Genomic DNA, 12,052 nt, shown 5'->3' with positions numbered 1-12,052 from the left:
AGTAAACACTCCTCTGAAATCATTTATAGTACTAATCAGTACTAAAGTTTTTAAAAAAATTACTTTAGCATAGAAGCTAAAGCATGAAGCGATTGCTGTAGTATGGTTGGGTCTTGCTGAGCATGCTGCAGGAACAATCCGCCCTCGATCGTGGACAAAATTAAGGAGGCCATTGGTTGAGGGGGCAGTTTGCTGTTCATTTCATTTCTAGCAATGCCCTCTGTAATAAGCTGCTCGAGGATCGTTAATTGTTTTTTGAAAAATGCGCTTATCTGTTCCCGAATGGCAGTTGCCTCCATTGGTGTTTGCGTGTATAGCGTTAAAAAAGGACACCCTCCGAGGCAGTCGATATCCTGCAGAGTGAGCGTCTGCATAAGTTTCGTCAGCCTTTCCATAACAGGCAGCTCGGTTTGATTGGCAATATGAGCTATAAGTGCTTCATATTGATCAGTCATCCGCTCAATGATCGTGGACAATATCTCCTCTTTACTCTTGAAATAGTAATAAATATTAGTTTTGGATACTTTGCTCGCTGCAACAATATCATCCATGCTTGTGACGAGATAACCTTTGCTCAAAAACAAGTTGGACGCTGTCTGTAGCGCAATTTCGCGATTAGATGTTTTGGAGGTCGTTTTCATAATTAGTACTATACAGTACTAATTATGGAATTGTCAATTAAGCAAATTTGCGAGACGAGCTTATCATCTGACAAGTTGCTTAGCACATAAAGATCCAAATAAAGATTAACTCCACAGAATGCCATCTTTATCATTAAACAAATTTGGATCGACTACGTTTGGATGCACTGCCGCGTCGTACAACGTTCCATCCTCGCTCAAATCATTCCACATGCCCGATTTGAGAATCATGCCCTTATTTTTATAAGGCCCTTCAACTTGATCGGCAACCGCATAACCAAGCACCGACCGAGGAGAGTCTCCTTTGCACATGCTGTAATACATATAAAATTTGCCGTCCGGCAATTGGATGACATCGCCTGCCCAGAACGTATCAGTCTCGGCCCGAGCTAGCTCCTCGCTCATTTCTGTCAGTACATCCGGTATGATGGGATTCTCTTCATAGACACTGGAGTTCAGCTGCTCCCAGGCCATGAGATCCTTCGACTTGGCTGCAGCGAGATGCGAGCCGAAAATATAGAAGGTATCACGAACTTTGATAATCGACGGATCATGAACGGAGGTGTTAGTGAATAGAGGCTCCTCCGCTGTAACCGCTTCCGTTTTTAGCTGGTTTGATGCGCCATTAGCTGAGGATGGCTGATTGCTCTCCGCTGGTGGAACTGTATTTCCGGCGTTATTTCTGCTGCAAGCGCTCATAAATGTCATTATGCATACCGTTAACAAAATGATGGTTTGTTTTCTCAAGCAGAAATCCTCCTAGGTTAACATTTGGTCATTACTATAAATATTAATTGATTAATGAATGTATTATATCCTAGGCAATAAAAAAAGAAGGGCTAAGCCCTTCTCTTATTTCGTCTTAACTGGTTCTTCGAACGTCATGCCAAGCGTATCTACAGTTACTTTTTTCATCGAAATTGGCGTTTCCGGCTTATCGCCTGGGCCGACCTTCTGATTGGCAACCTCATCGACCGCCTCGATGCCTTCGGTTACTTTTCCGAAAGCTGCGTATTCATTATCGAGAGATGGGTAATCAGCATGCATGATGAAAAATTGCGAGCCCCCAGAATCTGGATCATTCGTACGAGCCATGGAGATAACACCGCGACTATGCTTCAGCTTGTTCTCGAAACCATTGCTGTTAAATTCGCCTGGAATGCTGTATCCAGGGCCACCGGTGCCAGTACCTTCTGGATCTCCGCCTTGAATCATAAACCCTGGAATTACGCGGTGGAAAATAACGCCATCATAGAAGCCTTTATTAATAAGAGAAATAAAGTTGTTTACGGTATTAGGTGCAACCTCTGGGTAAAGCTCAAGCTTAATGATTTTGTCATTGCTAAGTTCAATCGTTACAACGGGATGCTTGTCCGAGCCGAGAAGCTCAGGACCTTCCTCAGCAGGTGCTTCAGTAGGGGGAGTTGTGCTTGTGTTGCCACTGCCTGATCCTGTTTTCTCATTACTCCCGTTTGCGCCGCAGCCTGATGCTACAATAAGCAGGGTTAGTGCAAGAAGAAGCATGATCCCAAGACGTTTGTTCTTAAACAGCATTTCAATATCCTCCTTAAATTTGCGAATGCAAATGACCTTGAGACGATCAGGTTTGCGCAGCATTCACCTTTTATATCCAACTTGTATAATATCATATTGCGTGATTTAAATGCGAATTCATCGCTTTATCATTGTATTGAATGTCTCTAATAAGTTAAGGTCTTGCGCGACAAGCGCTGATTCGCTATAATCACATTAATTCAGTCGAAGGGATTGGGTCTTATGTACACATTCCAATTGAATCAGCTTCATCATTTCACCAAGCGTTAGCACCCCTGATCAACATTCAGGGTGGGCTAGCGCTTCTCGCGTTGGCCTCCCTGCAGCATACGATGCGCGCAGGACCAAGAGGTCCTGCGCGTTTTTTTTATTCCAATAATGCAGTGAGAGGAATGATCGTGATGCAAAATGTAAAGGGAACCTATGATTATTACGGCAGGGAGCAAGCGCTTAGAAGAAAGATTCAGGAGACTCTGCGGGAAAAGTTTGAGCTATATGACTTTGATGAGATGGTGTCTACCGAGCTGACTGATCTTGCTTTCTTGACATCTAAATATGCAGGCGGCGATGAAATTGTTAAGGAAATGTACCAGCTTACAGATCAGCGAAAACGACGATTAGGCTTGCGCTATGATTTGACGATCCCTTTTGCCAAGGTGATGGCATTGAATCCAAGTATTGAATTGCCTTTCAAGCGATATGAAATGGGGAAGGTATTCCGTGATGGTCCCGTTAAACGCGGGCGGCTGCGAGAGTTTTTGCAATGTGATGTGGATGTTGTTGGGGTGAAGGGGCCGGAAGCTGAGGTGGAATTGATGCAGCTGGCTGTCGATGTGTTTCGCACCCTGGAGCTAGATATCCAATTAAAATGGAATAATAGGCGGTTTCTTGGCGAAATGCTTGCAGCAATTGGCGTCCAGGGGGCGGATTCGTTGTCGATTATGCTGACTTTGGATAAGCTCGCAAAAATCGGAATAGACAGTGTGAAGGCGGAGCTTGCTGAGAAGGGTTTGGCTGGCGGGGTCATCGCTTCGATATTAGAGTTGATTGAGCTGGAGGAGCCTACACTAGAGGCATTGATAGATAAATATGACCTGCAATATAGTGCTGGGGCGCAGGAAGTAGTCGAGGTTCGTGATATTTTGCGCAAGCTTGGATTAGAGTCTGTTTGTGTGTTTGACCCTTTTCTCTCACGCGGGTTATCTTTCTACACAGGTACGGTTTATGAAATATTTGATGCTTCGAACGGCTTCGCATCGAGCCTTGGCGGCGGCGGTCGGTATGATGCCATTATTGGACAGCTTATAGGCAGGGATGATACTGAGTACGCAGCGGTCGGCTTGTCGTTTGGGATGGAGTCAATTATGGCTTTGCTTGAAGAGCGTTACGCAGCTGCAGCGAAGGCGTCGGTTAACGTAGTGCTCATTCCCGTAAGTGTAACGGCGGCAGAACTGCTGCAAACCGCAGCGGATTTGCGTGCGAGCGGCATTCGAGTGAAGCTCGATTCTAGCGGACGAAAGCTGAAAAATATACTTGCATCGGTAGCGAACAGCGGCATACGTTACGCTCTTCTGGTGGGAGAGGCGGAATGGAAGGCGGGCTTAGTGCGCTTGAAGGATATGGAGGAGCGGGTCGAAAGGGAAATGAGTGTCGACGAAGCTATTTATATTTTAGAAAAGGCAAGTGGATAAGGATCAATAAGATAAAAATTTTATATTGGAGCAGCCAAGTTGTACTCGTCTTCTTTAACTTGGCTGCCCGTCATGAGACATTACGAGAGCTAGAGGATTAGTCGTTATAGGAAAGGGAATAGGATGCTGATCAGCTTGCGTCGTTTGGTGCGATCCTTTGCTGGGAGCGATGCGGCGGCGATATGCTGCTCGGGGTATTGCAGTGCGTCCATGCTTGCGGTTAGCTGAGTCAGAACGAGCCTAAGCTCATCGAGCTCCTGCCGGTGGCTCAGCAGCTGGTAAGTGACGACTTCATCTGCTTTCTGGGATAGGGAAGCTTCCAAACGGCTCAGTCGATGGAGCAGTTCCTCGCGATCCTCGTATACAGGTGCAGATGCCTGCAGATCTTGCGGAACGGGAGAAAGATTAATGTCTTGCAGGCTGCTCCCTTCCTCCAATTCTTGCTTAATCAGCTGCAGGTTGTGAAGAGCCGTCTCATCAAAGGTATAGTGACCGAGCGTATCCTTGCCGAAAGAAGAGGGGAACTGGGATATCCAACGTCTGACTGTTGTTTCACTGACAGCAAGAAGCTGAGCGGCTTCTTTGGTTTTTAACAACGCCATTGTCATCACCTCGCTTATTAATTACTAGAGTTATTCGTGCCGAAAACATGCTCTCCTGCACGGCTGACAAAGGTAGTGGTTAATCGCTAAAAGAAGTGATCATCCGATTGTTTTTTCATGCTCGCAGCAGTAACGCGAATATTGCGGCAATTAAAAAAGAAGCTTTCTTATCCACACTCTGCGTGGGGAAGAAGGCTTCTTTATTTGCAGGATATATTAACTGAAGCGGTTAAGACCTAAACAGAACTTTACAGCAGCTTCTGTACATATCGTTCGATTTTCTCAGGCGTATCCTTTGATCCGAAGCGCTTTAATACCTTGCCGTTCTGGTCGACAAGAAATTTGGTGAAATTCCATTTGATCGACCTTGTGCCGAGGAAGCCGCGTGCTTCATTCGTCAGGTGCTGGAATAAAGGGTGCGCAGTGCTGCCGTTTACATCCACTTTGGAGAATAAAGGGAACGATACTCCGAAATTAATTTCGCACGCTTCTGCAACCTTGCTGTCGTCGCTAAGCTCTTGATTGGCGAATTGCGATGAGGGGAAGCCTAGTACAGAAAAGCCTTGTTTATTGTAGGTGTCATGAAGTTTTTGAAGACCTTTGAATTGCGGGGCGAAGCCGCATTTGGTAGCTGTATTCACGATGAGCATGACCTTGCCTTTATAAGGGGCTAGAGTCTGATTTTCGCCTCTAATGGTCTTTACTTCAATATTGTATAAGGACATAGGAACAACCTCCATCAACCGATTTTATATTTTTTATAATTTAATTGTACTCAATCTATATAGAGGTGTCAAATGAAATAAATAGAGGTGAGTTAGCTTGTGGCCAGAGGCTGTTTTTATTGGTCTGTAAATGAATAAGAGGCCGCCCCTATTTGCTAGGGACAGCCTCTGGCTTGCTTTTAATAAAGAACTTTATATGCACCCGACTGAAGGAGCAGGGCTCCTGCTGCAGCTTCATTATCGGTGTCAGCCACTAGCAAGTAGTAGCCTTGATCGATAGCTTCTTTGCACGGTTCGATGAATTTGTCTTCTATGCCAATATCATGGAGCACGTCTTTAGTATCAGGCTCATTATCAAGCTTCACAGCGCCTGCGGCTATGCCGGTAGGGCCGCCGTTTAGGCCAGTGCTTCCGGCGGTATAACCTGAACCTGCTGCAAATGGTGCGGCGCTAAGCGGAGTAATTGTTCCGGATTGGTTCACCTCTTGCGCTTCTCGAATTTCATAAACTTCTTCAATAGGGATGCTTGAATCGGAAACAAGAAGCGGAGCCGATTCCTTGTTCTTCAGAACAATTCTAAGATTATGTCTATTTGTTCTCGCTGCTTGAAACCGTTTGATCGCTTCCAAGACACCTTCTTCTTTGTCAAATACTCCAATGGCTGTCGTCATAGGGGAGTTCTCCTCTCGTATCTAAGCTAGAATGAGGTTACATCTACTTATACCCTGCATTCCTTGCTTTGAATCGAGAGGCTGGATTAGCGAGCTGCAAGTGCTGAAGCTTCGCTAATTTCGTTAATTTCATCTATTGTCAGCTTAAAACGCATAGCTTTCACGTTTTGCTCGGCGTGGTGAATTTTTGATGCTCCGGGAATCGCGAATACGGTATCTCCATGAGCATGAATGAGCCAATTTAACGCGATTTGAGTTGCGGTAGCCTCATAACGAGCAGCTACCTGCTCAAGCGAATCAATAAGCGGCTTAGAGCGTTTTAGGCCGTTTGTTTGAAAAGCGGAGCTCCATTTGCGCGGGCCGCTAATGGCTTTGATCAGAGAAGGATCATGATGAAACTTCCCGCTTAATATACCCTGTTCAAGCGGAGAATAAGCAATGATTGCACAACCGAGTTCTTGCGCCGTCTCGAGAATGCCATTTTTCTCGATGCGGCGGTCAAGCAGGCTGTATTTTACTTGGTTGGAGGCGAGCTGCAAGCCATGCTCTCGCAGAACGCGATCGGCCTCGCGCATTTGTTTAGCGGAGAAATTGCTTACACCTATATTTTTGATTTTTCCGGCAGCGGCCAGCTTCGCCATTTCCTTCATCTCACTACTCACTGAAGAGAAGGAGAAGGGCTGATGCACCTGATAGAGGTCGATTGTACGCCCCTCAAGCAGTTTAATTCTTACATCAATTGTACGGCCAATGTTGCTGGCGGTACGCATTGCCGGCCACCACTTGGTCGCAATATAGACCTTATCTTCTGCTGGCAGGGCTTCACGCAAAGCGCTGGCGAGCAGTTGCTCGGATTGGCCGTTTCCGTAAATTTCAGCGGTGTCAAACCAGTTAATGCCGCCTTCGTAGCTTGTTTTTACGATATCATTAATGATTTCGCCACTCAGAGCGGGCCAAAACTTTCCGACGATCCCTTTGCCATTGCTGAATTGCCAGCAGCCAAGGCCAAGCGGAGATAACTGCAAACTCGTTTGGCCAAATGGCTTAACCGTAGATGATGTCATGGCTTGCTCCTTTCAGAACTTCAGAATAAGTAATGGGCAGCTGTCTTTTTCCGTTATGCTCTAGCTGATCCTTGCTGTATTCGGTCTAGGAACTGATGCATTTGTTCCAGCAATGCAGCACCTTCTTCAGGTGTGCCGTCAAGCTTGCATGCGAGCTGATGAGGAATATCGACGGCTTGTTCCTTTAATGCTCGGCCTTGCGCTGTGAGTTCCACGAGTACGCTGCGTTCATCGTTGCGGTCACGCGTACGCGTAATATGTCCTGCAGCTTCCAGCTTCTTAAGAAGCGGGGTCAACGTGCCTGAGTCCAGATAAAGCTTATTGCCAAGCGCGGTTACCGTGACATGGTCCTGCTCCCATAGGGCTAGCATTGTAACGTATTGCGTGTAGGTAAGGTCGATCTTCTCGAGCATTGGGCGATAAAGCTTAGTAATCTCGCGAGAGCAGGCATAAAAAGCGAAGCATATTTGATTGTCCAGTTTTAAAATTTCGTTGCTGTCCATGTTGTTGTCCTCCGTGGGAAGGTGAATTTGTTTGTTTAAAAGGCAATGAGCTAAAGTTCTAAGTTTAACAAAATTAAATTGTGATAAATATAATATAGAGGAATGGACAATACACTGTCAATGCGCACAGCTGCTCCTTATATTGTAGTGGGAGGACGAAGTGTGCTATAGTTACAGCGTTTATTTAATGAAGGAGTGATAGCGATGTCTTATACTGCTAATGAGGTTGCAGAATGGATGCTGAACGAATTGAAGGAAAAAGGGATTTTGCATCAAAGCGCCGCAGTTGAGCATATAAAAAGCCATTTTGGCGAATCGTTTATATATGTGAATGAGCACGGCAACGCTTCAATCGACAAAGAAGTGAAAAAAGTGTTCCGTAAGCTCCATAAGGGAAAGGCCGCTTGGGAGAGAGACGGTTTCTTCTGGGGCTGGAGCTAAACCGCATATTATTGTAGTGGGAAGCTGGGCGTTAAAGCCAAAACGTCCATTTCTCATGAACAACTTGACAAAGGTAACTGTAATTATTAAACTTACAGTATGGAAGTCACCAATAGGACGTAGCTTAATCATAAAAGAAGCGTCTACTTTTTTAAAGCAAGTGTACCAAAAAAAGTTACAGTTAACGAGGTATTCTTACTATTAGGGATAGGTGGTGTTTGGAGATGAAATTCAACATAAGCGATTGGGTACAAGGTAAAACAAAAGATGGCGAGCTCATTCATGGTTTTGTCGAAACCATCGATATTTTGCAAGGATTTGTAACCGTGAGCGTTGTAAAGTCGGATAACGTAGAGGTTATAGGGAAAACCGTAGCCGTTCGTTCATCATGGCTCAAAAACGTATCCGAAATTACTATAAATGATGCGCAGGTTTTTCAAAATGCAATTGACTTAGCTTTAGATACATGGGATGAGGCTTGGTTTATGGAGCTGACCAATGCGAAGAAAGCTAGCGAAGAAGCGGCTGAGGCTGGAGAACGTTCGAAGGTATATTCATTTCCAGTCAATCGACTTGGTCAATCTGCTTAATCGGAGCAGGTTTGCCTCCTATCACATCATAGCACCAACGAAAAAAAGGATGATGCCATGCGTGCCGCTGGTGTCATCCTTTTTTTGTATACCCGAGAAGCGGCATATAGCCATTTTTCCACTGGGAGCATTACTTAAGCTGTAGTCCGATTCCAAACGCTTGCGCTCGCTGGACGAAATAATCGGCTATCGCCATATCAAACACAGCCATGCCCATCGGACAAAATAATATGGGCTCCGAATCGGAGGTGCTGGCAAGCGCTTCGCGGCATATCACATCGGTTAGGGAGGTGGTTTGTGCTTCTGTTAAGCCGCTCTCAAGATGCAGCAGCTCAATGTCAGTATTTTCGCGGCAAACCTCATTCCAATCGTCGACGATAATCGCGTTAATGCCGCTTATAGCTGCTGCTGTATAATCCCGTAAAGAAACATCGAGCAGAAGAGTGCCTTCAGCGGGAGGAGTATCGATATAACGCTGAGAGCTTACTGTGCAATTAATAATGAGATTGCATTCGTTATATAACTGCTGCCAGCTGCTGGCGAGACGCGTACGGTGGCGCAGTGCAGCGTCCACAGCAGCAAGGTCAGGGTTATCCAGCTCGCATCCGCGTATATCATACACTTGTATATCCTCTAAATGCTCTCCGAATAAGCGGCAGCACATATCGTAATGAAGCCGGCCTACAGGCCCGAAGCCGATGATTCCAACCTTTAAGCTTTTTGATGCGGTGCGTGTTTTTAGATAATGGCGGATGAATAAACCGCTGACTGCAGCTGTCCGGGCAGCACTCGGCAGCGGGGTGCCCAGCATGGCGTAAGGAATGCCTGTTTCTGCGTTGTTGAGCAGTGTGACGCTGTGTGCCCTTGGCAAACCGGCGTCGATATTGCCTGGGAAGCTAGCGATCCACTTCATACCGGCAGTCTTTACCGATCCGCCGATGTATGCAGGCATAGCTATGATGCGATTAGCTGGATTGCGATAACGCAGGTAGGGCTTTATCGGCTGTGCATAATCGCCGGAATCGATAATTTGCACCGCAACCTCTATGCTGTCAACAAGCTCTTCCCAGTGCAATCCGATAGTGCGAATATGTTCATCGCCGAGATATAGCACGGTCATGTTCCTCTCGTTTTTGGATTAGGGAGTGTGCTAAATTTCGGAGCGAATTCAGCCGAACTGCTGCTTTACCCACTCATCGTTGAATACGGTATCCATGTATCTCTCTCCGCGATCATGTATAATAACGACGCATATGGCATCATCGGGGAGTTCGTGCTCGATCGATTTTAAGGCATGGATAATCGCGCCAGAGGAAGGTCCTGCCAAAATCGATTCCTGCGCAACGAGCAGTCTGCAGCCATCGACCATATCTTTATCGGCTACCATTATAGCTTGATCCATAAACCTCGTCTGGGCAAAGGGCGGTATGATACCTGTTCCAAGTCCCGGGAAGCGGCGGTTGCCGTTCACTCCTCCGAAAATAACGCTGCCTGCCGCATCGACAGCTACCACTTTCGTGGATAGCTTATGCTCGCGCACATATTGCGAGCAGCCTAACATGGTGCCGCAGGTGCTGACTCCGCCGACAATAAAATCGACGTGGCCCAGCTCTTCAACAATTTCGTGCATCGTACCCTCATAGTGAGACAAATAGTTGTTTTTATTCGCATATTGATTCGGCCAGAAGCTATTGGGAATGCGCTCTAATAATTGCTGTACTCGATTTAATCTTGCGGGCAGAAACTCACCTGTCTCAATGTCAGGCTCTTCAACCAGTTCGATCTCTGCGCCATAAGCACGCATGATGCGGATATTTTGCTGCGTCGCCTTCGGATCAATGACGCTTACGAATTTCATGCCGAGATAGGAGCTGATGGCAGCGAGACTAATTGCCATATTCCCTGAGCTGGACTCAATGATGACGGAGCCGGGCCCGATCAAGCCTTCATCCCATGCTTTATTAATAATACGGGTGGCGGAGCGGTCTTTCGCGCTGCCTCCTGGGTTTAGCAATTCAAGCTTTGCGAATACTTTAATGCCGCGATCGTTCGCAAACAGCTTCGAGAGCTGGACGAGCGGCGTATTCCCGATGATTGACAACAAATTTCTCTCCAAAGGCTAACACCCCTTAAAAATAAATTTTTTTGGATTTCACCGTCCCGCGTTCAAGTTGTTCATTTTCCGCTGCGCGTGTTACCGAAATGCCCTCAAGCATGCGATTTTGAATCATTTGTCCAATGTCCCCAATTTTATGCTCGATAGCATGCTTGATATGGACAAGCATTTCATCTTTCAGCGATTTGCTTTGAATATGAACAAGCAGCTTATTCTCATGGAGTCTTACTCGAAGCTGTGCGTCATGGATGTATTGGTGTACGACACTTTCGATATCGTATAGGCTGATTTTTTCCCCATGCTTCAAATCCGTGCCGATTCGTTTGGAGATACAGCTGAAGCATTGCCGCTGCTTGCCGTCTATGCAGATGGTTTGAAAATCACGCACGACGTCGTAGGTGACGTACCTCATAGCTGGGAACAATGAACGTACAAAAGAGGTCAATACGAGAACGGCTTCGTTCTCTTTCAGCGGTTCAAAGCTGTCGTCGATTTGCTCTGCCGGTATTGCCTCGGCATAAATGCCATCAGCGATGACATATAGCCCAAGCTCATGTGAATAGGAAGCGATCGCTCCAACTTCAATCGAGCCATACGTGTCTAAAATATGCTGCGGCTCGATTCCGAACCGTTCGGCCATGTTGTGCTGCCACTGGAGCGGGGCGATTTCGCCGACCAGTATTATTTTTTTGATGCCAAACTGCTTCGGTTCCTCCGCGTGAGAGACGATGGCATCCAAAATCGACGGCATTGTATAAAGAAGCTCTGGACGATAGGATTCCAGCCTCGCAATATGCTCTTCAATCGGGAGCGAGAACGACAGGGAGTCTGCTTCCAAGCCAAGCCGGTCAAAGATGGTCACCGCAGTATTTGCTGCATGCCCTGTACCCATGTCGGCTAATGCTCTGCGAATAGGGACGGGAGGCTCAGCGGCAGTGCTGGCTGCACTGGCGCTGGCGGTCATCCAATCCTGAAAGCAGGCTGTTTTTGCATCGATATAATTCTCGTCATCTTCCTTTGAATAATAAATCGCCTTGCGAACGCCTGATGAAGTGCCTGAGGTTTTGTAAACGGACAAACCTTCCTCTTCTCGAGCTCTCCCCGTAAAATAATGCTGCTCCAAAATGTCCGACGTGATGAGCGGAAGATCAGATAACTGGCAAGCTTGCGGATCTATTCCATCCTGTTGAAGAAGGGTGTTGTACCAGGGGTGATGCTGGACGATTCGCTTGATATGCGGATGAAGCAGAGCTGATGGTGACATTTTGGTGTTGAGCCTCCTGTAGGACAAATATCTCGAATGAAAGCGTTAATTAAGCATATGTCGTTTGCGCCTCTAGGTTCTGATTATGGGGACAAACGCCTACATCCATTTCGTTCAAGCTTCGTATGCTAATAAGAGTGAATCATGAGGCAGTAGTATATTGTGAGAGAGAGGGTGGCTGCTATATCGT

Annotated in this window: 14 protein-coding genes; 3 read left to right on the top strand and 11 right to left on the bottom strand. The window is 46.5% G+C overall.

Going from position 1 to position 12,052, the window contains the following annotated elements; translation table 11 throughout:
• Positions 1 to 59: 59 nt before the first annotated feature.
• The 3 genes from ACIFSR_RS06130 to ACIFSR_RS06120 form a co-directional block, all read right to left on the bottom strand.
• Entirely contained in the window at positions 60 to 641 is a 582-nt protein-coding gene (locus ACIFSR_RS06130) for a TetR/AcrR family transcriptional regulator (protein ID WP_339206334.1), read from the bottom strand.
• Positions 642 to 746: 105 nt separating this feature from the next.
• The gene (locus ACIFSR_RS06125; RefSeq protein WP_430055788.1) at positions 747 to 1,388 is read right to left on the bottom strand and encodes a family 43 glycosylhydrolase; all 642 of its coding nucleotides are present in this window, start codon (positions 1,386 to 1,388) and stop codon (positions 747 to 749) included.
• A 105-nt stretch (positions 1,389 to 1,493) separates the two neighbouring features.
• The gene (locus tag ACIFSR_RS06120) at positions 1,494 to 2,195 is read right to left on the bottom strand and encodes a peptidylprolyl isomerase (protein WP_339206338.1); all 702 of its coding nucleotides are present in this window, start codon (positions 2,193 to 2,195) and stop codon (positions 1,494 to 1,496) included.
• A 401-nt stretch (positions 2,196 to 2,596) separates the two neighbouring features.
• On the opposite strand from ACIFSR_RS06120, the gene hisS reads away from it, so the two are divergent.
• Positions 2,597 to 3,886: a histidine--tRNA ligase gene (gene hisS / locus ACIFSR_RS06115; RefSeq protein ID WP_430056207.1), complete on the top strand. Its 1,290-nt coding sequence runs from the start codon at positions 2,597 to 2,599 to the stop codon at positions 3,884 to 3,886.
• A 104-nt stretch (positions 3,887 to 3,990) separates the two neighbouring features.
• On the opposite strand, the gene ACIFSR_RS06110 is transcribed toward hisS, so the two are convergent.
• The 5 genes from ACIFSR_RS06110 to ACIFSR_RS06090 form a co-directional block, all read right to left on the bottom strand.
• On the bottom strand, positions 3,991 to 4,488 hold the full coding sequence (locus ACIFSR_RS06110) for a MerR family transcriptional regulator (RefSeq protein WP_430055785.1): 498 nt from the start codon (positions 4,486 to 4,488) through the stop codon (positions 3,991 to 3,993).
• A gap of 248 nt (positions 4,489 to 4,736) precedes the next feature.
• The gene (locus ACIFSR_RS06105) at positions 4,737 to 5,213 is read right to left on the bottom strand and encodes a glutathione peroxidase (protein WP_339206340.1); all 477 of its coding nucleotides are present in this window, start codon (positions 5,211 to 5,213) and stop codon (positions 4,737 to 4,739) included.
• A gap of 179 nt (positions 5,214 to 5,392) precedes the next feature.
• Entirely contained in the window at positions 5,393 to 5,884 is a 492-nt protein-coding gene (locus ACIFSR_RS06100) for a hypothetical protein (RefSeq protein ID WP_430055782.1), read from the bottom strand.
• Positions 5,885 to 5,970: 86 nt separating this feature from the next.
• Complete coding sequence (locus ACIFSR_RS06095) at positions 5,971 to 6,948, bottom strand: aldo/keto reductase (protein ID WP_430055779.1); 978 nt, start codon at positions 6,946 to 6,948, stop codon at positions 5,971 to 5,973.
• Between the two features lie 53 nt (positions 6,949 to 7,001).
• Positions 7,002 to 7,451, bottom strand: coding sequence for a MarR family winged helix-turn-helix transcriptional regulator (locus tag ACIFSR_RS06090; protein ID WP_339206344.1), 450 nt, complete (start codon positions 7,449 to 7,451; stop codon positions 7,002 to 7,004).
• A 204-nt stretch (positions 7,452 to 7,655) separates the two neighbouring features.
• Between ACIFSR_RS06090 and ACIFSR_RS06085 the strand changes: the two genes are divergently transcribed.
• On the top strand, positions 7,656 to 7,892 hold the full coding sequence (locus tag ACIFSR_RS06085; protein ID WP_339206346.1) for a DUF6953 family protein: 237 nt from the start codon (positions 7,656 to 7,658) through the stop codon (positions 7,890 to 7,892).
• A gap of 224 nt (positions 7,893 to 8,116) precedes the next feature.
• Positions 8,117 to 8,482, top strand: coding sequence for an IDEAL domain-containing protein (locus ACIFSR_RS06080; RefSeq protein WP_076268500.1), 366 nt, complete (start codon positions 8,117 to 8,119; stop codon positions 8,480 to 8,482).
• 130 nt (positions 8,483 to 8,612) lie between these two features.
• Here the strand turns inward: ACIFSR_RS06080 and ACIFSR_RS06075 are convergent, their stop codons facing one another.
• The 3 genes from ACIFSR_RS06075 to ACIFSR_RS06065 are packed head-to-tail and all read right to left on the bottom strand — an operon-like array spanning position 8,613 to position 11,862.
• Positions 8,613 to 9,602 carry a 2,3-diaminopropionate biosynthesis protein SbnB gene (locus tag ACIFSR_RS06075; protein WP_339206348.1) on the bottom strand — a complete coding sequence of 330 codons (990 nt, stop codon included), beginning with the start codon at positions 9,600 to 9,602 and terminating at the stop codon, positions 8,613 to 8,615.
• Positions 9,603 to 9,650: 48 nt separating this feature from the next.
• Positions 9,651 to 10,598: a 2,3-diaminopropionate biosynthesis protein SbnA gene (gene sbnA / locus ACIFSR_RS06070; RefSeq protein WP_430055774.1), complete on the bottom strand. Its 948-nt coding sequence runs from the start codon at positions 10,596 to 10,598 to the stop codon at positions 9,651 to 9,653.
• A 13-nt stretch (positions 10,599 to 10,611) separates the two neighbouring features.
• Positions 10,612 to 11,862: a hypothetical protein gene (locus tag ACIFSR_RS06065; protein WP_430055771.1), complete on the bottom strand. Its 1,251-nt coding sequence runs from the start codon at positions 11,860 to 11,862 to the stop codon at positions 10,612 to 10,614.
• Positions 11,863 to 12,052: the final 190 nt, after the last annotated feature.

This window comes from Paenibacillus sp. NRS-1760 (assembly GCF_050467785.1).
GTDB lineage: Bacteria > Bacillota > Bacilli > Paenibacillales > Paenibacillaceae > Pristimantibacillus.
The sequence above is the reverse complement of the archived record's forward strand: the minus strand, read 5'-3'. Positions and strand labels throughout refer to the sequence as shown.